Consider the following 24853-nt stretch of genomic DNA (forward strand, 5'->3'; position numbering starts at 1 on the left):
CGTGGCCACATGCCGTCCGTGGGCGGTCGCTAGCGCCTCGGGCCGACGACGGCGTATGCCACGATGCCGGTCACGGCCAGGGTCACGGCGACCCATGTGGCAGCCGCCGTGCCAGGCGGCAGCAGCAGCCAGGCCAGGATCTCGTGCACCCCCTCCGGCAGGGTCGCGGGGAAGAGAGCGAGGGTCAGCCAGCCGACCGGCAGTGTCCACGCGTGCTGCGCGCCGCACAGCACCGCCCCGACGGCGGCGAGCCCCGCGAGGCCCGCGCTGTCCCGGACGACGAAGGCGGTGGTGCCCACGTCCGCTCCCATCGCCCGCACCGCCAGCAGCACCGAGGCCACGACGGCGCCGATGAGGAGCACGTGCACCGCGCGGCGGGGCCTCCAGCGCACCGCCGCCGTGCGATCGAGCGCGGAGTCCTGCCCGCCCAGGCCGATCGAGGCCGCCGTCACGGCCGCTGTGAGGGCGAGCACCGGCAGCCGCGGGTCGGTGCCCTCGCCCCGGGCCAGGATCCACATGGCCAGGGCGGCGGCCAGCACAGCCGCTGCCGAGGCGGGCACCTGCCGGGACCGTGCGTACAGCACCAGCCACCTCATCAGAAGGCCTCACCCGTCAGCACTCCGCGCGCGTCCCGCACGTCGCACGCGAGGGCGGCGGTGCGCGTGTCGCCGATCCACGCGCGCTGCTCCGCCGGTGGCAGTGCCGTCAGCCGGCCCCACGCCGCCTCCCCGGCCTCCCGGTGCTCCGGCCCGTCGAAGTGACCGGCCCAGTCGATCAGCCGGAAGTCACCGAGAGCCCAGCCCGCCCCGACGCTCTGGGATATCTCGTCCAGCCCGATGCCGTTTATCCAGCTGCTGCGCTCGGTACAGTGCGGTGCCAGCCCCTGGCCGACCAGGGCCCGGGTCAGCTGCTCGCCCTCCGCCCGTACGATCACCGGGTCGTCGAGGTCGATGAGCACCGCCTCGTCCGAAAGCTCCCGCTTCCCCATGGGCCCACGCAGCGCCGTCTCCTCCCGCACCACGTCCGGCGCATCCTCGCCCAGTACCTCCTGCAGCACGCGCAGCGCCTCCTTGCCGTGCGGTGCGAGCGCCGCCAGCCGGTCGCGGTGCATCTCCGTCACGCACACCGGGCCGTCGCACACCAGTTCGGCAGCGGCCTTGTCGATCACGTACGTGTCACGCGGCTCGACGGGCAGGATCAGCAGGGCGAGCGCCGCGCTCCCCAGGACGGGGGCGAGGGCGAGCAGCCGGGCGCGTGCCGAGGCGGCGGCCAGCAGGGCGAAGCCGGTGGCGAGCATGCCGGAGAACCACACGGTCTGTCCCAGGTGCACGGAGGGGGCGAGGGTGAGCAGTTCCTCCCGGGGCAGCGCCACACCGGGCACCAGCTGCGCCAGCAGGTTGGGCGCGTTACCCGTCGGCAGCGCCTCATCCGCGAACTGCTGGAGCAGGACGGTCATCACGAGAGCGGCCACCGCCATCAGCGGCGGGGTGAGGACGGACGGCAACGCGCGCGCCACACCCATGCCGAACAGTGTCCCCGCGACCAGGGCCAACGCCGCCACCAGCACGATCGGCAGCCAGCCGAGGGGCATGTACGTGGTGTCACCCAGCAGTACCCAGGTTCCGCCCGTGGCGACGATGACCAGGAAGGCCGATGTCAGCGTGACGGCCGAGGCCGCCGAAGGGACCGCCACGCGCTGCCAGGCGGGCCGGGGCACCGTCGCCATCAACTCGGTCACCCGCGAGCGCGGATCACGCAGACCCTGCAGGGCCCCGAGCCCCACCGCGACGGGCCACAGGTAGTACAGCAGGCCGCGGACGGTCAGGGCCATGGGCGTCCACTGAACCGTCCAGTCCGCGGTGCTCTCCCCGGGGCCGAGAACCAGGAGGAGGAAGAGCAGTCCGGTCGTCAGGACGGCGACGCCGGCCCACGGGGCGACGGAGCGCCTCAGTTCGGTACGCAGTACGCGGACGTTCACCAGGCACCCCTCTTCTGCGCGGAGCCGGGCGCGGGCTCGGCGAGCAGCGCCGAGTAGCCGCGCTCCAGCGGGCTGTCCCCCGGATGGCCGGCGGTTCCCGCGGCGGCCATCCCGGCAGGGGTGCCCTGGAAGACCAGCCGGCCCTCGGCGAAGAGCACCACATCGGTGCAGGCCGCCGCGACGTCCTCCACCAGATGCGTGGAGACGACCACGCAGGTGTCCGTGGCCAGCTCCTGCAGCAGTTCACGGAAGCGCATCCGCTGCGCCGGGTCCAGGCCGACCGTCGGCTCGTCCAGCAGCAGGACCTCCGGGTCGTTGACGATGGCCTGGGCGATGCCGGCCCGTCGCACCATGCCGCCGGACAGGGCCTTCATCCGGTCGTCGGCGCGGTCCGCGAGACCGACCCGCTCCACGGCTCGCTGGACGGCCGCCGGGACGTCCGCCTTGGGGACTTCCTTCAGCCAGGCCATGTACTCGACGAACTCGCGCACCGTGAACCGCTTGTAGTAACCGAACTCCTGCGGCAGATAGCCGATCCGGCGGCGCACCGAGCGGTGCTCGTCCGCGGAGGCCACGGACGTGCCGAACAGCTCCAAGGCGCCCTCGGCGGGCCGCAGCACGGTGGCCAGTGCCCGGATGAGCGTGGTCTTGCCCGCCCCGTTCGGGCCGAGGAGGCCGTGCACGCCCGTGCCGAGGGACAGGTCGAGCCCGTCGACGGCCATCCGGGTCCGTCCGACCCGGATTTTCAGTCCTGCGGCCCTGATCTCATGGGCGTAGGTCCTCGGCGCGACTTCCGCCGCGCTCACCGCGCGTGTCATGCGCTGTTCCTCTCGGGTGGTGGTGGTGGGGGTCAGGGTGGTCACGGGGAAACCCGGGGGACCGTGGTGTACGAGCCCCGGCGGGCCATCACGACGCCCATGCCGAGCACGAGCAACAGGCCCCACACGGGCAGGCTGTCCGGGTCCAGGAAGGCGGACTTGCTGCGGTTGATCAGAGACGGCGCCATCACACCGGCCGTCCACACGGCCATCAGGCCGAGAGCGGCGCGGGCCACCCCGAAGACGCCGCCGAGCGCCAGGGCCGCCGAGGTCAGGGCCAGGCAGGGCAGCAGCCACTGAGCTGCCGACACCCCGGCCGGCCACCCCGCGGCCAGCAGAACGGGGACGACCACGGCCAGCACGGACGCGGTGCGGCGCAGCACCAGGTGCAGTCCCGCCCGCGGGGCCGCCGCCGTCAGCTCGTACGCCGGATCGAGCCCCCGCGACCAGGACGCGGCGACCCCGCCCAGCGGCAGGACCGGGGCGAGCAGCAGCACCAGCGACACCTCGCTGAAGCCGGGAGCGGCCAGGTCCAGCGCCAGCGCGATCAGGACGACGCCGACGGTCATGGCCAGCCACGGGGCCATCGCCGGTGTGAGCCACGCCGTCAGCCACACCGGCCGGCGCCGCCGCGCCGGCATCGTGGGCGCGGTGTCCAGACTCGGCTCCAGGCCGCGCCAGACGGTGCCGATCAGCGAGGTGACGTCGGGCGCCCCGGTCTCCACGGCGTCCGAGAGCCGGGTGCGGCATGTCGCGCAGGCCTCCAGGTGCGCCTCCAGCGCCCACACCTCGTCGGCGGCGATGTCCGCGTCGCCGCGCGCGTAACGGCCGATGAGCCGCACGGACGCGTGTTCTCTGCTCTCTCCGCTCAACCCGCTCATGCCAGCGCCTTCCGCATCGCGATCCGCGCCCGGCGGGCACGGGTCTTGACCGTGCCCTCGGGCAGCCCGAGCAGGGCGGCGGTCTCCCGGACGGACAGCCCGTCGAGCACCGTGGCCTGCAGTACCTCTCTGAGTTCCGGGGCCAGACGCCGAAGCGCGTCGCCGACGTCACCGTCGACGCCCGCCGCGAGCGCCTCCTCCTCGGCGGCGGGCGCCATAACCCGCGCGGCGGCGGCCGGAGGCGGCTCGGCGTGGTGGGCGCGGCGTCGGAAGGCGTCCACGAGGCGGCGCGCCGCGATCGTCCACAGCCATCCGACGGCCGTGCCGCCGACCGCGCTGCCGGCGAACGCGCCCGCCGCGCGCCACACCGCCAGATACGTCTCCTGCATCACCTCGGCGACGATCTGCTCGTCGGAGCAGCGGCGGCGCAGCCGTACCGCCATCCACGGCGACGTGCGCCGGTACAGCTCCTCGAACGCGGCGCGGTCGCCCTTGGCCACCAGGTGGACGAGGCGCTCCTCGTCCACCTGGTGCAGCGCTTTCCTGTCTGCTCTCACACCTGCTGGACGCCGGACCGGGCCCTCGGGTTTTCTCTCAGCCGTGATCTGCGTCACGTGAGGCGGCGGCGGTACCTGGCCGGACCGTGGTAGGACCCCCGCGGGCGCCGGCCGGATGGGTGGCCCGTGCACCCCGGAACGGTGGCGGCCGACGAGGCCTGCCGCAGGACGGAACCAAGCGGGCGATGAGCGGGGTTGCGACCCCGTGCCTTCGGCGGCGGCGCCCCGGAACGCCGTCTCCGGACGGGGCGGGCCGCGCTCTCACGCGCTGGGCTCAGGCGCGGACCCGCCCGGACGTCACCGGCCGCCCCGCCCGCCGCGCACCGTCACCACCGGGCGCAGGGCAGACGCGTGGAGAAGTGCCCCGGTCGGGGCGGGGCCGGACTCACCGAGGGCCCGGCCTCCTGGGAGCACGCGGACGTGGCGAGCCGTCCGCCGAGGCCGCGGCCCACCCCGCCCTTCCGTGTTCGGAGCCGGACGAGACCGTCAGTCCACCTCGGCCAGAGCCTGGGCGAACTGGGCTGCGTACAGCCGTGCGTACGCCCCCTCCGCCGCCAGCAGCTCGTCGTGCGTGCCCTGTTCGACGATCGAGCCGTTCTCCATCACCAGGATCACGTCGGCGTCCCGGATGGTGGAGAGCCGGTGCGCGATCACGAAGCTCGTACGGCCGTGGGCCAGCCGCGCCATCGCCTTCTGGATCAGCACCTCGGTACGCGTGTCCACCGAGCTGGTGGCCTCGTCGAGCACCAGGATCACCGGGTCGGACAGGAACGCGCGCGCGATCGTGATCAGCTGCTTCTCACCGGCGCTGACCCCGGCACCCTCGTCGTCGAGCACCGTGTCGTAGCCGTCGGGCAGCGTGCGGACGAAACGGTCGGCGTGGGCCGCCCGCGCGGCGTCCTCGATCTCCTCCCGGGTCACCTCGCGCGAGGCGCCGTAGGCGATGTTCTCCGCGATCGTGCCGCCGAACAGCCAGGTGTCCTGGAGCACCATGCCTATGCCCGAACGGAGTTCGTCGCGCGTCATCTTCGCCGCGTCGACCCCGTCGAGGGTGATCCGGCCGCCCGTCACCTCGTAGAACCGCATCAGCAGATTGACCAGGGTCGTCTTGCCGGCACCGGTCGGGCCGACGATCGCGACCGTGTGGCCGGGCTCCACGCTCAGCGAGAGGTCCTCGATGAGCGGCTTCTCCGGGTCGTACCGGAACGACACGTTCTCCAGCGCGACACTGCCACGCAGCTCCTCCGGCCGCTCGGCGGGATCGGGGTCGGGCGCCTGCTCCTCGGCGTCCAGCAGACCGAAGACCCGCTCGGCCGAAGCGATGCCCGACTGCACCAGGTTCGCCATCGAGGCGACCTGGGTCAGCGGCATCGAGAACTGCCGCGAGTACTGGATGAACGCCTGCACGTCACCGATGGACAGCGCGCCCGATGCCACGCGCAGCCCGCCGACGACCGCGACCAGCACGTAGTTCAGGTTCGACACGAACATCATCAGCGGCTGCATGATCCCGCTGTTGAACTGGGCTTTGAAGCCCGCCTCGTACAACGCCTCGTTCTGCTCGGCGAAGTCGCGGGCGGATTCCTCCTGCCGGCCGAAGACCTTCACCAGGGTGTGGCCGGTGTACATCTCCTCGATGTGGGCGTTGAGCCTGCCCGTCACCTTCCACTGCGCCACGAAGTGCGGCTGCGACCGCTTGCCGACCCGCGCGGCCACGAACACCGACAGCGGGATCGTCACCAGCGCGACCAGGGCCAGCAGGGGCGAGATCCAGAACATCATGATCAGCACGCCGACGATGGTGAGCAGGGAGTTGATCAGCTGACCCATCGTCTGCTGCATCGTCTGCGAGATGTTGTCGATGTCGTTCGTCGCCCGGCTCAGCACCTCACCGCGCTGCTGCCGGTCGAAGTACGACAGCGGGAGCCGTGCCAGCTTGGTCTGCAGGTCCTCGCGCAGCTGGAAGACGACCCGGTTGATCACCCGGATCGAGACCCGGGTCGACACCAGCATCAGCAGCCCCGCGCCGACGTAGACCACCAGCACCGCGAGCAGGACCTGGCCCACGGCGCCGAAGTCGATGCCGGTGCCCGGCGTGAAGTCCACCCCGGTCAGCATGTCGGCGAGCCCGTCGTCGCCCTTCTCGCGCAGGCTCTCGATGGCCTGTTCCTTGGTGGTGCCGTCCGGCATCTGCCGTCCGACGACACCCGCGAAGATCAGGTCGGTGGCCGCACCGAGGATCTTGGGCCCCACGACGGAGAGCGCCACGCTCAGCGCCACGGCACCCAGCATCAGGTACAGCGAGGCCTTCTCCTTGCTGAACCTCCTCAGCAGCCGCTTCCCGGATCCCTTGAAGTCCATGGAGCGCTCGGTGGGCCCCATCATCATCCGTCCGCCCGGTCCTGCCATCAGGCGGCCTCCGCTTCCGTCAGCTGGGAGAGCACGATCTCCCGGTAGGTTTCGTTGCCTTCCATGAGCTCGTGATGGCTGCCCGTCCCGACGACCCGGCCCTCGTCCAGCACCAGGATCCGGTCGGCGTCACGGATCGTGGACACCCGCTGGGCCACGATCACCACGGTCGCCCCCGCCGTCTCCCGGGACAGTGCCCCGCGCAGCGCGGCGTCCGTCGCGTAGTCCAGGGCCGAGAACGAGTCGTCGAAGAGATAGATCTCCGGCTCCTGCACCAGCGTCCGCGCGATCGCGAGCCGCTGCCGCTGACCGCCGGAGACATTGGTGCCGCCCTGCGAGATCGGCGCGTCGAGGCCGTGCTCCAGCCCTTCCACGAAGTCCTTCGCCTGTGCCACCTCCAGCGCGTGCCACAGCTGCTCGTCGGTGGCGTCCGGATTGCCGTAGCGCAGATTCGTCGCGACCGTGCCCGAGAACAGGTACGGCTTCTGCGGGACCAGGCTCACGGTCTTCGCCAGCAGGACGGGATCCAGTGTCCGCACGTCCGTGCCGTCGACCAGCACGTCGCCGTCCGTCGCGTCGAACAGCCGCGGAACGAGCCCGAGCAGCGTCGACTTCCCGCTGCCCGTCGACCCGATGATCGCGGTCGTCTCCCCGGGCCGGGCCACCAGATCGACCGAGCGCAGCACCGGCTCCTCGGCCCCCGGGAAGCGGAACTCCGCGCCCCGTATCTCCAGATGCCCGTGCTTCAGCACCTTCGTCACCGGAGCGGTGGGCGGCACCACGCTCGACTCGGTCTCCAGGACCTCCTGGATGCGCTCCGCGCACACCTCGGCGCGCGGGACCATGATGAACATGAAGGTGGCCATCATCACCGACATCACGATCTGCATCAGATACGCGAGGAACGCGGTGAGCGCCCCGATCTGCATCCCGCCGCTGTCGATGCGGTGCGCCCCGAACCAGACCACCGCGATCGACGACAGGTTCACCACCGTCATCACCGTCGGGAACATGAGGGCCATCAGCCGCCCCGTCGACAGCGCGACGTCCGTCAACTCCGTGTTGGCGCCGCGGAAGCGCTCCTCCTCGTAGCCGTCACGGATGAAGGCGCGGATGACGCGGTTACCGGTGATCTGCTCGCGCAGCACCCGGTTGACCGCGTCCAGCCGTACCTGCATCGTGCGGAACAGAGGCCGCATGCGCCTCACGATCAGGCTCACCGAGACACCGAGGACGGGCAGCACGGCCAGCAGCACCGCCGACAGCGGGACGTCCTGGCCGAGCGCCATGATGACGCCGCCGACACACATGATGGGCGCCGAGACCATCAGGGTGAACGCCATCAGGACGAGCATCTGGACCTGCTGCACGTCGTTGGTCGTCCGCGTGATCAGCGAAGGGGCCCCGAACCGGCCCACCTCGCGCGCGGAGAACGACTGCACCCGGCCGAAGACCGACGCGCGCACGTCGCGTCCGAGCGCGGACGCCGTCCTGGCCCCGTAGTAGACCGCCCCGATGTTGCAGACGATCTGCAGGACGCTGACGGCGATCATCACGCCGCCGAACTCCAGGATGTAGCCCGTGTCACCCCGCACGACACCGTTGTCGATGATGTCCGCGTTGAGGCTGGGCAGGTAGAGGCTTGCGCAGGTCTGCAGGAGCTGGAGCAGCACCAGCAGCACGATGGGACGTCTGTACGGACCCAGATAGGTCCGCAGGAGTTTTATGAGCACACGAGTCTCTCGGAGTCGGCGAAGAGCAGAGGCCGGTACATACTCCGGCACTCCGGTCCACGACCGCCAACGCTTTTGCCCAAGCCCGGGTCAAATCGCTGGGGGCCCCGCACGGTTCAGGCCCGCGGGGCCCCGTTTTCAGACAGCCGGGTCGAACGCCCCGGGGTGGATCTGGTCGCGGGTCGCCCCGTACTGCTGGCGGACCGCGCCGCCCACAGCGAGCTCCTCACCCGGCTCCAGCACCTGCGCGTCCGCCTCCTTCCAGGCCGGTGGAGTGCGCGGATCGAGCGTCCCCTGCGAGACGCCGAGCGCCCACGCCGCCTGCCGGGCCGCACCCAGTGCCGCGTACTCGGCGGGCTGCGGCACGACGACCTGGGTGCCGAACAGTGCGGGGGCCAGCGCCTGCACGGCGGGCAGTTCGGCCGCGGCGCCCAGCAGGAACACCCGCCGCACCTCCACACCGCGGTCCCGCAGCACGTCCAGCGCGTCGGCCAGCGAGCACAGCATGCCCTCGAAGGCTGCCCGTGCCAGGTGCTCGGGCTTCATCGACTCACGCCGCAGTCCGCTCAGGGTTCCGGCGGTGTGCGGCAGATGCGGGGTGCGCTCGCCCTCCAGGTACGGCAGCAGGACGAGTCCCGAGGCCCCCGGCGTCGACTCCAGCGCCAGCCCGGACAGTTCGTCCAGCCCCTCCAGTCCGAGCATCTCCGCCGTGCCGCGCAGGGCGCGGACCGCGTTCGACGTGTGGACCACCGGCAGGTGCATCCCCGTCGCGTCGGCGAAGGAGGTGATCATCCCCGTGGGGTCGGCCAGTGCCTCGTGGTGCACGGCCATCACCGATCCCGAGGCGCCCAGCGACACGACGGCGTCCCCGACGGCGACACCCAGCCCGAAGGCGGCGGCCATCGTCTCGCCGGTACCCGCGGAGATCAGCAGACCCTCCGGTGTCGTCCCGGCGGCGTCGGCCGGGCCGAGGACCTCGGGCAGCGCCGCATGGTGGCCGAGCGCCAGCTCCACCAGGTCGGGCCGGTACGAACCGGACCCGGTCGACCAGTAGCCCGTCCCGGACGCCGCACCGCGGTCCGTCGTCCGCCGGGCGGGCCGGCCGAGGAGCTGCCACACCAGCCAGTCGTGCGGCTGCAGGACCGCCGCTACCCGCTGCGCGTTCTCGGGCTCGCTCCGCGCCAGCCAGCGCAGCTTCGCCACGGGCTGGGAGGACTGGGGCACGGCCCCGACCGCCTCGGCCCAGGGCTGCCGCCCGCCGAGCCCGTCGATCAGATCCGCCGCGGCGGCCTGAGCCCGCCGGTCGTTGCCGAGCAGCGCCGGACGTACGAGATTGCCCTGGTGGTCCAGCGGAACCAGCCCGTGCTGCTGCGCGGACACACCGATGGCCTGCACGCCTTCGAGCAGCCCTCCGGAGGCCGCCTCACCGAGTGAGAGCAGCCACGCCTGCGGATCCACCTCGGAGGCCTTGGCCTCGATCGGATGCGCGGCGTACCCCTGCCGCAGCACCTCACCGGTGTCCGTGTCGCAGACGACGATGTGCGTGAAGGCGGATGAACTGTCCAAGCCGGCCACTATGCCCATGGACAAGATTCTGCCGCACCCGCGGGCCGTTCCCGTACCGGGCCGTTCCCGTACCGGGCCGTTCCCGTACCGGGCCGTTCCCGTACCGGGCGGCACCCGGCACGGGAACGGGCCTCAGGTGTTCGTCGTCCCCCAGTCGTCGCTGCCGTTCCGCCCGCTGCGGTCCCGCAGCGAGCGCACCCGGTCGGAGACGGACACGGGGACCTTGTCCCCGACCTTCTCGCTCACCGAGTGGTAGGCCTTGCCGGCGAAGTCCCGGCCGCCGTGGGCGGCGGACTCCGCCGCGTTCCGCACGGCGGGATTCTCGGCCAACTGCTGCGCGGCCTTCTTCAGCTGCTCGTAACGCTCGCGCCCGGCTCGCGTGCCGAGCACGTAACCGAGCGCCACTCCGGCGATGAACGTGAGCCGGTACCGCATGGGTGCCACCCTTCCTTCGCTCCGTGCGACGTGTGCTGCCCGCCTACCCGCGGACACCCGAGATCACCCCGGGGGATACCGATTGGCGGAGCACCCCCCTGCTTGCGCTAATGTATGTGTCGCAGCGAACGCGCGCCGCTCGGCAGCCGCCAGGCAGGTACGATTCGAGGCACCGCAGCAATCCCCTGTAGCTCAATTGGCAGAGCAGCCGGCTGTTAACCGGCAGGTTACTGGTTCGAGTCCAGTCGGGGGAGCGCGATCCCCTGTAGCTCAATTGGCAGAGCATTCGGCTGTTAACCGGAGGGTTACTGGTTCGAGTCCAGTCGGGGGAGCGAGACGGAAGAGGACCCTTCGGGGTCCTTTTTCGTGTGCCCGCGCGGGGGCACCGGTGACTCTTTCGGGGTGATTCCGTACCGCCGGGAACCGGGCAGCACGCAGCGCGGTCTTCATGGTCACGCGAAGCAGGGCATCCGCAGCAGGAGATCGTATGACCGGCTATGCTGCGGCAGACGGCGCGTACACATGTACGCGCCACGCCGAGACGGGGCGGTAGCTCAGCCGGTTAGAGCAGCGGACTCATAATCCGTCGGCCGTGGGTTCGAGTCCCACCCGCCCCACTCCAGCAGAAACGTCGTGACCTGCAGGTTCACTCGATTGATGAGCCGTCGGGCAGGCGCGGTACCGCACGAGTACCGCACGGGGCCCTCGTACGCTTGTCTTCATGGCCTATTCAAGGCAAAGAATCTGAGCTCCGGAGGGGCCTCGCACATCGTCTATTGGCGGGCCGGAGGCGGCCGCGCTGGCGCGTGGTGCAACGAGACCTTCGATGATCCCGACCCGGCGGAACGCTTTCGAGACTTGGTGAACGGTCACGGACAGCAATGGCCTCCGGGGTGGATCAAGGGCAAGGGCTTCGTCAAGCCTGACGAACCGGCGGTGCCTGATGCCGAGATGTTCGCCGTGTATGCACACGCCTACGTAGGTCTGCTCACCGATATATCGGACCACACGCGTACGAACTACACCACATTCATCGATAACCACCTGATTCCGTGGTTCGCGGAGTTGTCGGTCTCCGACCGGGGCCCGCGGTTCACCCGCGCCCACATCAGTCAGTGGATCCTCGACCTGCAAGGTGGCAAGCCTGGTCCGCTGCATCCTGCCGGAACCGAACGCCGACCGTATGCCGCGAAGACGATCGCGAACCCGCACGGCCTGCTGTTCAGCATTCTCCAGGCGGCCGTGACCTCCGATCCGCCGCTGCGCGACTCGAATCCCTGCGCGCACACCCGGCTGCCCAAGGGAAACGACACGGAGGACGACGAGGTCTTCCTCGAACCCGATGAGTACGCCCTCCTTCGGCAGCACGTACGGGCGGACGCCCTGGACTGAGCTTGCTCCGCTTTGACGGACACCATTGGTGTGGTGGTCAGGTTGCGAGTGCGGTCTCGTACTCAGTTGGGCTGAGGTAGCCGAGGCTGCTGTGCAGGCGGTGCAAGTTGTACCAGCCTTCGATGAAGTCGAAGATCGCGGTGTGGGCGGCGGCCCGGCTGGGCCATGCGGAGGTGCCGAGCAGTTCGCGTTTGATGGTCAGAAGAACGACTCGGCGAGGGCGTTGTCCCAGCATTGACCGGTGCGGCCGACCGACAGTCGAACCCCGAACTCGGCGCCACGGGCGACTCCGTGGTGGTCAACGAGATGCTGATGCGGATCGAGACCCGCATCGACGGCCTGCCGGACGCGAAGGGCAACAACTACTTGATGTTGTCCAACTCCGACGAAAGCCGCCGAGAATACATCTCCGCCAACACCGAACTGATCAGAGCAGCCGCGCACGACACGGGGCTACCGCCAGAGATGATCGCCGGCATCGCGTGGCAGGAGGTCGAGGGCGACCCGGGGGCGCTCGACGACGTCGCTCATGAAGCACGGAAGATCCTTCCTGGTGATCCGGACCAGACGTCTATGGGGCCTATGGCCATCCAGGTCCGTCGTGCGGCTGAGGTCCTTGGGTACGACCCAAGCAACCTCACCGACATGCAACGGAGCGTGGTCGTAGATTCGATCAAGGATCCCGCCAAGAACATCTTCATCGCGTCGGAGTACCTCGCCCAGCTCAAGGCAGAGAGCGGCTTCGCCGACATACCTCCGGAACAAATGACCCGCGCGCAGATGCAGGAACTCGCCGCCCGCTACAACGGCGGTCCCTACTACGAGGACCCCGCCGCCCAGGCATATGGTCGAGGCTTCGACCGGAAACTGGACGACGCAACGGAGGCACTGAAGTGAACCAGGACGCTGGTGCATCCCCAACGATGCAAAAGGAACGCTCTCGGGCCGCTGGACGGCTGGGAACCGGCGTCTGCGCCACTGCTCTGACCATGGTGACCCTGGTGACCGGCTACGTCGCACTCACCGCCTACATGGTCGAACCCGATGGCCCCTGGGACCAGCAAGCCGTCACCAACTCCAAGCTCGCCGGCGCCATCGCGCTGATCCTCTCCACCGTGATGGGACTACTCACGATGGCCTTCGTCAAGGCCGAATGGCTCCGGAAATGGTGGTACGCCATCCCTGCCGCCTTTGCCATCGCAGCGCTCTTGCGTCTCACCCTGCTCGCAGCCGAACTCTGACCATTCAGCTCAGCGGTCTTGGTGGGTGAACCAGTTCTGTACGCCGGCGACATCCTGCAGGTGGGAGGCGTCGGAGGCCAGAGCTGAGCGTTCGGCTGCTGCGACGGCTGCCAGAACCCATTCGTTGGGGTAGTCGAATGGCGCGTCGAGGATGGCCCTAACAGCTTCGAGGGCGTCGTTGAGGACGTCGCCGCGCACGTGGAGCGGCTCCCCGAAGGGCCCTTGCGAGTAGGGGCCGTGAGCTCTCAGTCCTGAAGCTTTCCCCTTGATCACCGTAGGTTGACCGCGGTTCTGCCTGTGCTCGGCCGGCTCGGTCGCAGCTGATTCCGAAGCGATAGCCGGTCGCCGCGAGAAGGCCGCATAGCCTCAGGCCGAGATCACCGAGTGGCCGTCGATACACCACTCCAGCGGACGTGACCCGGCCCACCGGTCAGCGCTTTCCCGTGGGGCCAGGCCGGCAAGGTGGCAGTTGAGCCAAGACATCGCAGGTCTACCGCACGGTCCTGGCATAGCCACCTGCGCTCATGCCGAACTCCCGCCGGAAGTGCCGGTTGAGCTGGCTCTGGTCACAGTAACCAAGCTCGGCGGCGGTCTCTGCCACGGATCGTCCCGCTGCCAGCATGGACTTGGCGCGTGCCAAGCGCAACAGGGTCCGGTAATGGTGCGGTGGAACCCCGTAAGCCTGCCGGAAACTCCTGATCAGGTGGCGTTTGCTGCAACCGGCGACTGCCGCGAGGTCGTCGAGCTTGATGTTGGAGTTCAGTTGGCTGTGGAGCATCTCTCGTACGTGACGAAGCGCTCGAGGACGAAGTGTCGGACTCGCTGCGCCGGGAGCATCCGCATGCCTGGCGAGCAGGACGGTCAGCAAGCGGATCAGCGACGATTCGAGATCCAACTCGTCCTCGCCGTGCGCCAAACCCTTGTGCAGCGCAGCAATGCCGTTGAAGAGGCTGCGGTCTGGATAGGTCACCTCATGAAAGCGCGGCCGGCCTGTGCCGACCGGCATGAGATCGGCGTCAATGAACATCAGTTGCACAATGGCCTGGCCGTCAGCGGCGGCTTTGTCCTGATCGAGGCAGCTCACGACCTCATGGGGCTCGATCACCGTCACCGCGCCAGGAACAGGGGGATCCTGGGTTCGGCCGAGGTACTGAAAAGGGGGTGCAGAGCCGCCATGCGTGATCTTGACAGTGTATCCACCGTTCACAACGGTGGGGAAGTCACCATCGGCAGCGCGCACAACCAGGCTCTCGACTCCGAACCGTGCTCTTCTGTGACGCCATTCGACCGCGGACTCAGTCATGTCACTTTCGCCCTAGTTCAGTTTGTTCTGTTGATCTTACAGTTCCCGGCAAGACAAGTGCATCCGTCGAGCTAGGGAGGCATGACAGTCGATGGTCGAGCCAGTCGTCCTCCCCCTGCCGTCAGACCGCGGGACGAACACCTGACGAGATCTGTGCACCGCTGCGGAGATCACCGTCCACACCAACCCAGGTGCCGGGCGGCCGTTCCTGGCCCATCAGGCTCGCAGCCACGACCGCCAGTTCCATGCCTACCGCCAGTTACGACAGGCGTTATGTCAACACCGATCTCGAAAGGGCTCCGATGAGCAAGCCGTACAGCGACGCCGCCAACATCCCGGTCAACGCGTCGCAACCCGTCCTCACCTACCACCCGGTCACCCTCGACGTTCCCGGCCGACCCGTGCCGCTGGAGGTCAAGGTGTCGATCCCCGCGACCGGCACCGACCTGCCGCTCATCCTCCTGTCCCACGGGCACGGGCTGGCGAACTTCCTGTCCTCCTACAACGGCTACGGGCCGCTGGCCAACTTCTTCGCCGCCCACGGGTTCGCGGTCATCCAGCCGACCCACCTGGACTCGACGGCCCTCGGTCTGCGTGACACCGATCTCAAGGACGCGCCCCTGTTCTGGCGTGACCGCGCCACCGACATGCACAACATCCTCGACCGCCTCGACGGCATCGAGGCCGCCGTCCCTGGTCTTGCCGAACGGCGGATCGACAGGGACCGTATCGGTGCCGTAGGACATTCCCTGGGCGGCAACACCGTCTCCCTCCTCCTCGGAGCCCAGATGTTGGACCCGGACGACGACCGGCCGAAGGACCTCTCCGACTCTCGTGTCACGGCGGGAGTGCTCATCGGAGCTCCAGGCATCGGCAACGACGAGTACTTCGCCGAGTGGGCCAAGACGAACTACCCGGTGCTGTATTACACCGACTTCGAGCAGATGACAGGCACCGGCCTGATCATCGTGGGCGATCAGGACCTCAACCCCAACTTCTCCAATCGGCTCAGCTACCGTGCTGACGCTTACTCGGCCAGCCCCGGCGGCAACAAGACCATGGTGACCATGTACGGCGCTGGTCACATCTTCGGTGGCATATCCGGATACGACGCGGCAGAGACGGGCGACGAGAATCCCGAGCGCGTGGCGACTCTGCGGGCTCTCGTGTGGGCCTACTTGCGCAGCCAGCTCTACTCGGCCGACCCGTCCTGGAAGAACGCGGTGAACGCCCTGGAGAACGGTGAAGACCCGATGGCCAAGGTCGAAACGAGGTAGTTCCGCGAGGTGGGCGGCGGCGCGACGGCCCCCGCCCACCGCACTTCATCGCCGCAGCAGCAAGCGCAAGTCTGCTCTCGGTGCTCGGCCACGCAGCCCGCCGTGGCACGTCCCAGCATGCGCGCCCGTCCTCGTCGTCGCGCTCGTCGTGTTCGCGGCAGGTATCGCCGTCGCCGGCGTGATGCCGAGTTCCTCGGCGATCCGGGGCCGGGCTTCCTGGACGTAGAGCTTGGTCCGCTGGTAGTCGCCGGTGAACCCGTACTGCGCGGTCAGTCGCTCGTGGATCACTGCGGCCTTCATCAGGATCTCGGCCCGCAGCATCGAGTCGAGGAACTGGCGGGCATGCACCGCCGCTTCGAGGTTCCGCTGCACCCGGAGGCGGTCGGCTTCGGCCACTACGACTTCGACATCGACGTCCTGGCCGCCTACCCGGCCCACCGGCAAGGGACGCGTCGAGCGGCAAGTCCTCATCGTCCGCGACCACGTCCTGTCCGGCCGATTCTTCACCTCCGTCGAGGAGATGGACGCGGCCTTCATCACCTGGGTCCCGCAGCGACGGGCCCAGCCCACAGGACCTACCAGCAGATCATCGGAGAGCGGGCCGCCCGCGACCACGTGGCCCTCAAGCCACTGCCACCGACCCCGTATCTCGTGGCCGAACGGCACCTGCGGCCGGTCGGCAAGGACTGCCTGGTCGCCTTCGGCGGCAACCTCTACTCGGTGCCCGCACGCCGGGTCCGACCACGTCAACTGGTGGAGATCCGGGCCACAAAGTCGCAGATCATGCTGCATTCCACCGTCGCGGCCAGCAGCGGCGAGACGGTGCTGGCGACCCGTCCTCGGGCGATCGGCCGCGGGGTCCGCGTCGTCGAAGAGGCCCACTTGGACGGCCTGCCCACCGGCAGAGGACGTCGCACCACAACCGGCGACGTCCTGTCCCAGCCCCGCCAAGAGCGTCCTCTGGGTGAGGAGGCCGAACCTCTGCAGGTCCTGCTGAACCGGGCCGCGGCCACCCGCGTCGAGGTCGGTCGACGGCCACTGTCGGTCTATGACGAGCTGACCGGAACCCGTCCCTTCACCACCCGTCCGAGCACGAGGGAAACGTCTTCGGCCTGGGGAGGCGCCCCTCGTCGGTGCGCCTGTCGGTGGTTGACTCCTCGCCGGATGACCCCGTCGTCGGGCTGCGGACGCCGTGGCCGGCCGTTGCAGGTCACGGCGCGTCGGGGGTGGTTGGTCGTCGTTTCTCAGCTGCCGTGTCTCTCAGGGACCCGGGGGCTCAGTCGTCCAGGACGACGACATGCTTGCTCGGCGTGATGCCGGACTCGAGGCCGGCCTGGGCGTCACGGACCTACCTGCCCCAGGCCGTGGTAGACCTTCGCGCCCGTCTCGCGAACCTCGCTCCCCTTCTGGCGGTCGCTGCTGACTCGGCGACGATCCCAGTGGCTCGGACATCGGGGTGGCCGCGTCCGTCTCTGCGTGCTTCGCAGTCGAATACCTCTCTGACGCGCACCCTGAAAATCTGTGCTGACTGAGGTAGACATTGGGTCGTGGTGTGGTTATGGTTTCTGTCGTAGCCAGAAGGACAGCAGGGCCGGGCAGGGATGAACTGCCCGGCAGCAGTACCCGAAGTACAAGTAGGTGCAGTTCGCAGGGCGGTGCGGTGGCGGAGCTTCGAAGCCAGGGTGGTTGCAGGACGGCGACGGGGCTGGCGACCGGACCGGGTGGCCCGCAGTGATCAGGGGCCGCCGCACGAAGTAGCGCAATGCGCGCAGCGGCAGGACCAGCAGCGAAGTTGAGGAGAGCAACACCTCGGTAAAGGCGTCAGGCTGCGGGCGCGCGTACCGGGAAGTTCGGCAGTGGGGTTCTAAGCCAGAGTAGACGCAAGACAGGCGACGGGGCTGGCTGCCGGAACGTGGCGCTTGATCAAGCCACGAGCAGTTCGCATCACCAGCAGTACCGAATGAGCAGTACCCGCAGTTCGCAATTGATCCCCAGAGGGAAGAACGGAGGAGTTGAGCGCCATCAGGATCGCCCGGACGGAGTGTTGAGTCCGGGTACCGCAGGACATCGTCAGTGAGGTGGTCTCCGGTCAAGCAACCGCGATCCCCGCACCCCCGGCACAGTTCAGGTCGGGTCGGCGGAAACAGAAGGCCGGCGCATTACCAGGGCCGGCAGATGGTGTAGCAGTTCCTTCGGGGCCCCGGTGCGATATCGCACCGGGGCCCCTCCACGCGTTCGACAGGAAGAGGTGCAAATGACAGCAGACGATTCCTTCGGCCGTCTCGACGATGACGACCACCCCGCCTACACCTTGGGCCGGGCCGCCGTCATGCTCCACACCACCCAGGGCTTCCTTCGCGAGATCGGCGAAGCCCGCCTCATCACCCCTGCTGTTCGTCCAGCGCGGTGAAGATCCCTTCGGCCAGCCGCAGGGCGCCGAGTTCCGCCAGCCACCCGGCGAGACCGAGCCCGCACGCGCTCGGCCGGAGGTCCGCTCGCCCCGGCGGCCTCACCTTCTCAGACCCGGACCGCCATATCCGAGCGCCACCACCACGGGTTGCGCCACGTCCAGGACCAGCTCACCACCTAGCCCCACCGCCCGGTGTGCCGGCGTCTCCACCTGGACAGTGGTCGTAGCCGGTCCGGCTCCCGCCTCGGATACCGTGTTCCTCTACGGGGTGCCATAACGGATGTGACGCCCCCCACCGGAGGTAGTCAGCGTATGAGTTCAAAGCGCAGCAAGAATCCAGCCCTGCCCGTACTTGACGACGCATTCCGACTCGCGTCGGTCAAGGACGCCGAAGAGTCCACCCGTGACTTGGCCGCGCGGCTGGCCACCACCGAGCTGCGCCGCGCCTCCCACCCGGGCCGGGTCACCTGGGAGCCCATCGATCAGGCCGAACCCGTACCGGTCCCGCCGACTGTGGTCGACGGTGACGGGGACCTTTGGCTGCGGGACCGGGGCGCTGGTACCTGGACCATGCCCGAGTTCGACCCGAAGGAGTTCCCGGCCCGCTGTGGCGAGGTTCTGACGTGGACCCAGCTTGCCCGCGAGTTCGGCCCGCTGACCGGACTGGCCGACGACCGCCGCATCGGCGGCGGCCGGCGCTGACCGCGCAGCCTTCCGGGAGGACCGCGCTTCCGGAGCGCCCGGCCCGCCTCCGTCCGCGGGCACCGAGATCGGCCCGTTTTCCCGGCCGCCCCGGAAGTGGCGACCCCGAGGACGGAACCGCCGGCGCGCCAGAGGCAATGGACACGCACCGGACGAGGGCTGCGCGATCGCGCACGGTCCTCGTCCGTGGTGGTCTCCCGCGCGGTCGCCCCATCGAGCAGGGGGCCGGATATCGCGCCGTGCAGAGGCCCTGGAGATCGCGATGAGGACATCGCCCTGCTGTCTCCGCTGAAGCACCGCAACCTGAACCTGCTGGGCCGGAGGACACGGTAGGCGAGTGGGCCACGTGCGCTGCGAGCGGCCGTCATTGGCTGCTGAGCAGCCCGGTCGCGGCGTTCCGCCGGGCCGTTGCACACCAGCGGGCGCTTCGGATCGCTGCTCGGTTGGGGGACGCCGCCGGTGTACCAGGAGCGCTCTGGCTCCGCAGCGCGCTCCGGCCCAGGTGGGCTACTGAGAATCCGTCGTGACGGGCCAGCAGATCTCGGTGTGCGTGGGGCTTGAGCCTTCGATCGACAGGTAGTGCTCACGCACGGGTCCCGGAACGCCGGTCTGCCGCTCCATGATGTACCTGCCCAGGTCCCCGCAGACCCGGTCCGCCCCTTCGCGGTCACCCGTGTGCACGGCCACGGCGTAGCGGGTGGCCGGCAGACTTATCCGCACCAGCCGGGTGTCGGTCGGCGGCGGGACGTCCATGGGGACGAAGAGAGTTGCCCTGCCCGTCTCGTCGGTGAACAGTTCTCGCGTGACGAGCCCGCCCAGCGGGCCGCGCGGGGCCCGCTCGACACGGGGCAGGGCAGTGCGGATTTCCTGCAGAGCGTCCGCGTACCAGGTGTAGTAGTCGTCCAGGCTGATCATCGAGGTCAGGGCCCACGCCCGCGTACGGGGCAGCGTGCGGAACTCGACGTCCCGTTGCCCGCTGCTTCCGGTCAGCAGTTCACGCAGGGTCTGGACGGCCTTGCTGGTTTCCCTCAGCTGGTCCTCCATGCGCTTCAGGTGCGTGGCGATGATCGCGTTGCGGTCCTCGGTTCTCTCGGCGGCCAGTACGGCCTCGACCTCCGGTAGCGGCATGTCCATCCCGCGGTAGCAGCGGATGATCTGCGCCTGGGTGACCTGATCCGTGCCGTAGTGGCGGTATCCGGTGTGCGGGTCGGTGTGAATCGGCTCCAGGAGCCCTACTTCGTGGTAGTACCGCAGCGCCTTCTTACTCAGGTGCGTCATCAGAGCGAACTCGCCGATGCTGAGGCGTGCCGTCATAACTTCTTTTTCGCGGACGTTCCGCTGGGCTGGGCACTACGTGTGAAGGGCGGCGCACCGGTCGCTCGCGACGGTGCGTGGAGCGGTGACGCGGGACTCGTGCGTCACAGTCGGCGCAGCCAGGTTTGACCGGGATGCGCGGTGCCCATCCGCTCCACCGAGTATCCCCAGGCAGAGTCGTTCTGACCTGGGGAACCGGTTTTTCCGGAGGCCTCTTGCGTGACGTTCGCCGCACGGGGGTGTGGCGAACGTGGACCTTCGGCCCTTCAATGCAAGCCGTGCGTGGCTGTGACCTGTTCTTTTTGTGGTTCTGTACCCGTGGGAGCGCAGGACGGTCCCACGGGGCCGGCCGCGAGAGTCCGGCGGAGACTCGCACTCGCGCGAAGCGGAGGCTGCCGCTGAATTCGACGCACGGATCATTCCGCCGGCAACTGCGGGGCGCTGGGCAGCGCCGCCCTGCTGCGGCGACGCTGTCGGGTGCCGAGGCAGCGAGCGCCTGGGCACCGGCCCGGAGGCTCAGAGCAGGGCGAGTTCCGTGGTGAGTCTCTCCAGGGGCTGCCAGGTGAGGCCGACAAGCGCCGCGTGCTTCCACGCGATCCGTCCTCCCGGAGCGATGAGGAACACCGAGCGCCTCAGGCCTACGCCGGGGGCCGCGACGCCGAAGAGCTTGGCCACGGTGCGGTCCGGGTCGCTGAGCAGGGGCATGCGGAGGTCGTTCCTGCGGGCGAACTCCTCGTGACTGTCGATGTCCTGCGGGCTGACGGCCCAGACCTCGGCTCCCAGTTCGGTGAACTGCTCCAGCCCGCTCGAGTAGGAGCACAACTGCTTGGTGCAGACACTCGAGTTGTCCTGCGGGTAGAAGGCGAGGACCAGGGGGCGCGAGCGCTCGGCGTCGAGCCGGTAGGTCTGCCGGGTGAAGTCACCGTCTCGCAGTACGCCCCCGGAGAGGACGAACTCCGGCGCCGTACTCCCTGTTTCTATCGAGCCTGCCATTGCGTCTCCTCGTGTGCCGTCTGTGCTGAGTGGACCGGTTCGAACGTCGCGCCGTTCATCGGGTGGCCGTCGCCGCGCGCTGGATCAGGTCGGCCACGGTGCCCGGGCGGGTCAGCATGACCGCGTGGGGCGCGTCGACCTCGGTGGTGTGCGCGTGGGCGCGCCCGGCCATGAAGCGCTGGGTGGCCGGGGGGAGAGCGTGGTCCTGGCGCGTGACCAGGTACCAGGAGGGAACGGCACGCCAGGCTGCGTTCGTCGCGGTCTCCTCGAGGGCCGCGGCGTTGATCGGCCGTTGCACGGCGGCGAGGCTGTTCGCCTCGCGTGCGGACAGGGACGCGGCGAACACGTCACGGTACTTGTCGGGCTTGATGGAGAGGTCCACGCCGCTCACGCCGTTGCCCATGGCGAAGGGAACGGGGTTCAGCGCGTCCGGTGTGGCGTGCGAGCCGGGATTCCTGGCAACCAGCGCGCCGAGTGACTCACCCTTGTCCGGCGTGAAGGCCGCGACGTAGACGAGTGCCTTCACCTCGGGCTCCTCCGTGGCGGCCTCCCCGATGACCGCGCCGCCGTAGGAGTGCCCGACCAGGACGACCGGACCCCCGATGCTCTCGATCCGGCTCTTCACATAGGCGGCGTCCGAGGCGAGCCCGCGCAGGGGGTTGGCGATCGCCTGTACGGGATATCCCCGGGCCTGCAACCGGTCGATCACCGGGCTCCAGCTGGAGGAGTCGGCCCAGGCGCCGTGCACGAGCAGGACGGTCGGCTTCGGCGCCGAGTGCGAGGTGGCAGCGGCGGCCGCGATGGTCTCTCCCTTGCCGGAAGGGCTGCTGGCGACGGCTGGGACCGCGGCGGTGGCGAGGACGGCAGCGCCGGCTACCGCGAGCACGGCGTGACGGGAGCGGCGTGCCGACCGGATGTGACGTCGGGGCATGGTTTGCCCTCTCTGCTGGTGGCGTGAGGAGACCCGGAAGGCCTCAGGTAGATGGAACGTTCTATCTACTTCGCTGACCGTAGCGCTCGCCCTCGTGATCGTCAATCGATGACCGGAGGGCTGAAAGCTACGTAGGGCGGGGAGCTGGCCGCTGGTGGGTCATCCGCGCCCAAGCGGTCGAGGAGGCTGCCACCCTGCTGCCCTGAAGAAGGAACGGTCGTTCCGGTATGGTGGTGGAGTGACCCCACCCCAAGCTCCCGCGACAGCGTCTCCGGCCCGAGCCCGGCTCCTGGAGGCAGCCTCGGCCATTTTCTACGCCGACGGCATCCGTCACGTCGGCGTCGACCGCATCATCGCCGAGGCCCAGGTCACCCGGGTCACCTTCTACCGGCACTTCCCCAGCAAGGAAGACCTCGTGCTCGCCCACGTCGAGCAGCGTGACCAGCAGATCAGGTCGGTGGTGACGGAGGCGTTCCGGACGAGTACCGATCCCGAGACCTTGCTGATCATGATGATGGCGGGCATCGGGGCGGAGATCTGCGGGCCGGGTTTCCGCGGCTGTCCGTTCATCAACGCCGCCGCCGAGTACCCCGACCCCGAGCACCCCGTCCGGCGAGCGGTCCAGGCTCACCGGTCCTGGTTCCGGCAGACGGTCCTGAACCTCGTGACCGCCGGCGGATGCACCGACAGCGAACACACCACCGCGGTGCTGATCCTCCTCCGGGACGGGGCGATGACCGGGGGAGACCTGGACGATCCGGAATCTGTGCGTGAGCACTTGATGCGGACGGTCTCCGCCGTCCTCGAAGACGGGCGGAGAGCCCGGTAGAAGGGGCCGTGCCCGCCCGCTCTGTCCATCCCCCGTTCGCCCCACTCGACAGGTCTGAACATGCGGCAGCCACAGAACGAACTCGGCGCCTTCCTGCGCGCCAACCGCGCCCGCACCGAGCCGACGGACGTGGGCCTGCTCGCCGGTGGCGGCCGTCGCAGAGTCAAAGGTCTGCGACGTGAAGAGGTGGCTGTGCTCGCCGGTGTGAGCGTCGACTACTACGCGCGCCTCGAACAGGGACGCGAGCGCCACCCCTCACCGCAGGTGGTCGACGCGGTGGGACGGGCGATGCGCCTGACACCGGACGCGCGGACCCATCTCTTCCGGCTGGCCGGCCTCCACTCCGCTCTCACTTCGGTCGCGGGCCGCGACACGGTCCACCCCTCCCTGCTGCACCTGCTGGATGCCTTCCCCGCAGCCGCCGCCTATGTGCTGAGCCCCGCCTTCGACGTACTCGCGAAGAACGCCGTCGCCACCGCACTCCTCGCACCCTTCGACGGCACCGTGAACATGGTCCGGGTGCTGTTCCAGCACTCCCGTGCGCGAGAGGTCTTCGTCGATTGGCCCGTCGTGGCGCGCGCCACGGTGCACGCGCTGCGGCTGCACGCGGGTCGGTTCCCCGACGACATCGGCATCAGCGGCCTCGTGGCCGAACTGTCGCAGGAGTCGTCGGACTTCCGGAGTCTGTGGCAGGAGAACGAGGTGGAGAACATGGCACGCGCGTTCAAAACCTTCGTACTGCCCGGCGTCGGCCGCATCGAGCTGACCTACCAGACGTTCGACGTCCATGACGCTCCCGGACAGCAGCTCCTGGTCGGCGTTCCCGAGCCCGGCAGCGCGAGCGCCGCTGCGATCGCGTCTCTCCTGGCGCCGGCCGAGCGCGGCGCGGCCACGGGCTGATGCCGTCCCGTGGCGACCGCCTGATGCCGTCCCGTCACGGCGACGTGGGGCGCGGCGGTTCCGTGCCGTCCTCGACCCGCCGGGTACCAGGCCCGCCGTTTCACCCGGATAGGTTCTTCTCGTGATCGCCACCTCTGCCCGGCTGCTTCGGCTGGTGTCCCTGCTGTCGAGCAGGCCCACCTGGTCCAACGCGGAACTGGCACGACAACTGGACGTCACCGAGCGCACGGTGCGCCGGGACATCGACCGGCTGCGTGAGCTCGGCTACGGCGTGGAGTCCGTACCGGGGCCGGGCGGCGGCTACCGCTTCGGCGCGGGCAACCGCATGCCGCCGCTGAATCTGGACGACGACGAGGTGTTCGCCGTGGCCGTGGCGCTCAGGGAAGCCGCACACGGTGCGGCACTCGGTGCCGACCCGGCGGCACTGTCGGCGCTGCTGAAGCTGCGGCAGATCCTCCCCGTCCGGATGGCGAGGCGGCTGGCGGGCCTGGACGCCACCGTCGAACACACCCCGCGCTGCGAGACCCCCCGGGCGTCCGCCGACGTGCTGTTGCTCCTGGCCTCCGTCTGCCGGGCCTCCGAGCGCACCACACTCACCTACCGGGACATGCACGGCACGACCACGGTCCGGTGCGTCGATCCGCACCGCCTGGTGTACACCGGGGCCCACTGGTACTTCGTGGCCCGCGACGTCGAACGCTCGGCCTGGAGGACGTTCCGGGCCGACCGGGTGGTGGAGGCCGAGTCCACCGGACAGGTGATCGAGGTCTCGGACGCCCCGGACGCCGCGCAGCTGGTCTCCGACACCATCACCCGCACCGGGTACCCCTTCTTCGCCCGTGTCCGGCTCCCGCTGTCCTACGACGACGCCCGGCGCCTGGTGGCGCCCATCGTCGCCACCCATGAACCCGACGGGCCGGACGCGACGGTCATCAGCATCGGCGGGTCCGACCCCGACCAGCTCGCCGGCTACCTCCTGGGCCTGCGCACACCGTTGGAAGTGCTGTCGCCCGACTCCGTGCGCCAGGCCCTCCTCGCCCGGCTCGACGCGCTGTACCGCGGCAACGAAGTGGGCCGGCAGGGAGCCGACGCGTAGCAGTGACGCTGCGCTCGTGACGACCGGGCGGGTCCCGGACAGCGACGGCGAGAGACCAGGACCGTAGCTGTCCGGATCTGCTCCTAGC

General features: G+C 69.4%; 24 protein-coding genes, 3 tRNA genes and 2 pseudogenes. 13 read left to right on the top strand and 16 right to left on the bottom strand.

What is annotated here, in order from left to right; all coding sequences use genetic code 11:
- Positions 1–29: 29 nt before the first annotated feature.
- The 9 genes from LWJ43_RS22905 to LWJ43_RS22945 all read right to left on the bottom strand — a co-directional run bounded on the left by LWJ43_RS22905 (position 30) and on the right by LWJ43_RS22945 (position 10377).
- A complete protein-coding gene (locus LWJ43_RS22905) occupies positions 30–596 on the bottom strand; it encodes a hypothetical protein (protein WP_277334089.1) in 567 nt (188 codons plus the stop codon).
- A complete protein-coding gene (locus LWJ43_RS22910; RefSeq protein WP_277334090.1) occupies positions 596–1978 on the bottom strand; it encodes a hypothetical protein in 1383 nt (460 codons plus the stop codon). The genes LWJ43_RS22905 and LWJ43_RS22910 overlap by 1 nt, the downstream gene beginning before the upstream one ends.
- Positions 1975–2796: an ABC transporter ATP-binding protein gene (locus LWJ43_RS22915; protein WP_205020428.1), complete on the bottom strand. Its 822-nt coding sequence runs from the start codon at positions 2794–2796 to the stop codon at positions 1975–1977. The genes LWJ43_RS22910 and LWJ43_RS22915 overlap by 4 nt, the downstream gene beginning before the upstream one ends.
- Before the next feature lie 41 nt (positions 2797–2837).
- Positions 2838–3677, bottom strand: a complete 840-nt coding sequence (locus LWJ43_RS22920) for a zf-HC2 domain-containing protein (protein ID WP_277334091.1) — start codon at positions 3675–3677, stop codon at positions 2838–2840.
- The gene (locus tag LWJ43_RS22925) at positions 3674–4234 is read right to left on the bottom strand and encodes an RNA polymerase sigma factor (protein WP_277334092.1); all 561 of its coding nucleotides are present in this window, start codon (positions 4232–4234) and stop codon (positions 3674–3676) included. Before LWJ43_RS22925 ends, LWJ43_RS22920 begins: the two co-directional genes overlap by 4 nt.
- A 486-nt stretch (positions 4235–4720) precedes the next feature.
- Positions 4721–6643, bottom strand: a complete 1923-nt coding sequence (locus LWJ43_RS22930; protein WP_277334093.1) for an ABC transporter ATP-binding protein — start codon at positions 6641–6643, stop codon at positions 4721–4723.
- The gene (locus tag LWJ43_RS22935) at positions 6643–8376 is read right to left on the bottom strand and encodes an ABC transporter ATP-binding protein (protein WP_277334094.1); all 1734 of its coding nucleotides are present in this window, start codon (positions 8374–8376) and stop codon (positions 6643–6645) included. The genes LWJ43_RS22930 and LWJ43_RS22935 overlap by 1 nt, the downstream gene beginning before the upstream one ends.
- A 138-nt stretch (positions 8377–8514) precedes the next feature.
- Entirely contained in the window at positions 8515–9960 is a 1446-nt protein-coding gene (locus LWJ43_RS22940) for an FGGY family carbohydrate kinase (RefSeq protein ID WP_277334095.1), read from the bottom strand.
- Between the two features lie 114 nt (positions 9961–10074).
- Positions 10075–10377, bottom strand: a complete 303-nt coding sequence (locus LWJ43_RS22945) for a YtxH domain-containing protein (protein ID WP_277334096.1) — start codon at positions 10375–10377, stop codon at positions 10075–10077.
- 181 nt (positions 10378–10558) lie between these two features.
- On the opposite strand from LWJ43_RS22945, the gene LWJ43_RS22950 reads away from it, so the two are divergent.
- From LWJ43_RS22950 to LWJ43_RS22965, 4 genes are all read left to right on the top strand, one after another.
- A tRNA-Asn gene (locus tag LWJ43_RS22950) sits at positions 10559–10631 on the top strand.
- Between the two features lie 5 nt (positions 10632–10636).
- Positions 10637–10709 (top strand) — tRNA-Asn (locus tag LWJ43_RS22955).
- A gap of 211 nt (positions 10710–10920) precedes the next feature.
- Positions 10921–10994 (top strand) — tRNA-Ile (locus tag LWJ43_RS22960).
- A gap of 241 nt (positions 10995–11235) precedes the next feature.
- Positions 11236–11769: a hypothetical protein gene (locus tag LWJ43_RS22965; protein WP_277334097.1), complete on the top strand. Its 534-nt coding sequence runs from the start codon at positions 11236–11238 to the stop codon at positions 11767–11769.
- 37 nt (positions 11770–11806) lie between these two features.
- On the opposite strand, the pseudogene LWJ43_RS22970 reads toward LWJ43_RS22965, so the two are convergent.
- Positions 11807–12009: pseudogene (locus LWJ43_RS22970) on the bottom strand (integrase core domain-containing protein); the annotation flags it as partial.
- 51 nt (positions 12010–12060) lie between these two features.
- On the opposite strand from LWJ43_RS22970, the gene LWJ43_RS22975 reads away from it, so the two are divergent.
- Both LWJ43_RS22975 and LWJ43_RS22980 read left to right on the top strand, forming a co-directional pair.
- Positions 12061–12666 (top strand): transglycosylase SLT domain-containing protein, encoded by a 606-nt coding sequence (locus LWJ43_RS22975; RefSeq protein WP_277334099.1) that lies wholly within the window; start codon positions 12061–12063, stop codon positions 12664–12666.
- 104 nt (positions 12667–12770) lie between these two features.
- Positions 12771–13010 (top strand): hypothetical protein, encoded by a 240-nt coding sequence (locus tag LWJ43_RS22980; RefSeq protein ID WP_277334100.1) that lies wholly within the window; start codon positions 12771–12773, stop codon positions 13008–13010.
- Positions 13011–13019: 9 nt separating this feature from the next.
- Here the strand turns inward: LWJ43_RS22980 and LWJ43_RS22985 are convergent, their stop codons facing one another.
- Together LWJ43_RS22985 and LWJ43_RS22990 are read right to left on the bottom strand one after the other, a co-directional pair.
- Positions 13020–13208, bottom strand: a complete 189-nt coding sequence (locus LWJ43_RS22985) for a hypothetical protein (protein WP_277334101.1) — start codon at positions 13206–13208, stop codon at positions 13020–13022.
- A 292-nt stretch (positions 13209–13500) separates the two neighbouring features.
- Entirely contained in the window at positions 13501–14313 is an 813-nt protein-coding gene (locus tag LWJ43_RS22990) for a helix-turn-helix domain-containing protein (protein ID WP_277334102.1), read from the bottom strand.
- A 302-nt stretch (positions 14314–14615) separates the two neighbouring features.
- On the opposite strand from LWJ43_RS22990, the gene LWJ43_RS22995 reads away from it, so the two are divergent.
- Positions 14616–15590, top strand: a complete 975-nt coding sequence (locus LWJ43_RS22995; RefSeq protein ID WP_277334103.1) for an alpha/beta hydrolase family protein — start codon at positions 14616–14618, stop codon at positions 15588–15590.
- Positions 15591–15635: 45 nt separating this feature from the next.
- Here the strand turns inward: LWJ43_RS22995 and LWJ43_RS33105 are convergent, their stop codons facing one another.
- Complete coding sequence (locus LWJ43_RS33105; RefSeq protein WP_462100966.1) at positions 15636–16382, bottom strand: hypothetical protein; 747 nt, start codon at positions 16380–16382, stop codon at positions 15636–15638.
- On the opposite strand from LWJ43_RS33105, the gene LWJ43_RS33110 reads away from it, so the two are divergent.
- The 3 genes and pseudogenes from LWJ43_RS33110 to LWJ43_RS23015 all read left to right on the top strand — a co-directional run bounded on the left by LWJ43_RS33110 (position 16281) and on the right by LWJ43_RS23015 (position 18702).
- Positions 16281–16904 carry a hypothetical protein gene (locus LWJ43_RS33110; protein WP_462100957.1) on the top strand — a complete coding sequence of 208 codons (624 nt, stop codon included), beginning with the start codon at positions 16281–16283 and terminating at the stop codon, positions 16902–16904. The genes LWJ43_RS33105 and LWJ43_RS33110 overlap by 102 nt on opposite strands.
- A gap of 940 nt (positions 16905–17844) precedes the next feature.
- Positions 17845–17979, top strand: a pseudogene (locus tag LWJ43_RS23010) (MerR family transcriptional regulator); the annotation flags it as partial.
- 333 nt (positions 17980–18312) lie between these two features.
- Positions 18313–18702, top strand: a complete 390-nt coding sequence (locus LWJ43_RS23015; protein ID WP_277334104.1) for a hypothetical protein — start codon at positions 18313–18315, stop codon at positions 18700–18702.
- A gap of 507 nt (positions 18703–19209) precedes the next feature.
- Here the strand turns inward: LWJ43_RS23015 and LWJ43_RS23020 are convergent.
- The 3 genes from LWJ43_RS23020 to LWJ43_RS23030 all read right to left on the bottom strand — a co-directional run bounded on the left by LWJ43_RS23020 (position 19210) and on the right by LWJ43_RS23030 (position 21940).
- Positions 19210–20016, bottom strand: coding sequence for a MerR family transcriptional regulator (locus LWJ43_RS23020; RefSeq protein WP_277334105.1), 807 nt, complete (start codon positions 20014–20016; stop codon positions 19210–19212).
- 516 nt (positions 20017–20532) lie between these two features.
- Entirely contained in the window at positions 20533–21009 is a 477-nt protein-coding gene (locus LWJ43_RS23025) for a peroxiredoxin (protein ID WP_277334106.1), read from the bottom strand.
- A gap of 55 nt (positions 21010–21064) precedes the next feature.
- Entirely contained in the window at positions 21065–21940 is an 876-nt protein-coding gene (locus tag LWJ43_RS23030) for an alpha/beta fold hydrolase (protein WP_277334107.1), read from the bottom strand.
- Positions 21941–22178: 238 nt separating this feature from the next.
- Between LWJ43_RS23030 and LWJ43_RS23035 the strand changes: the two genes are divergently transcribed.
- The 3 genes from LWJ43_RS23035 to LWJ43_RS23045 all read left to right on the top strand — a co-directional run bounded on the left by LWJ43_RS23035 (position 22179) and on the right by LWJ43_RS23045 (position 24765).
- Positions 22179–22769 carry a TetR/AcrR family transcriptional regulator gene (locus LWJ43_RS23035; protein WP_277334108.1) on the top strand — a complete coding sequence of 197 codons (591 nt, stop codon included), beginning with the start codon at positions 22179–22181 and terminating at the stop codon, positions 22767–22769.
- Between the two features lie 60 nt (positions 22770–22829).
- On the top strand, positions 22830–23669 hold the full coding sequence (locus LWJ43_RS23040; protein WP_277334109.1) for a helix-turn-helix transcriptional regulator: 840 nt from the start codon (positions 22830–22832) through the stop codon (positions 23667–23669).
- A gap of 121 nt (positions 23670–23790) precedes the next feature.
- Positions 23791–24765 (top strand): helix-turn-helix transcriptional regulator, encoded by a 975-nt coding sequence (locus LWJ43_RS23045; RefSeq protein WP_277334110.1) that lies wholly within the window; start codon positions 23791–23793, stop codon positions 24763–24765.
- The last annotated feature ends 88 nt before the right edge of the window (positions 24766–24853 follow it).

This window comes from Streptomyces sp. JH34 (genome assembly GCF_029428875.1).
Taxonomy (GTDB): Bacteria; Actinomycetota; Actinomycetes; order Streptomycetales; family Streptomycetaceae; genus Streptomyces.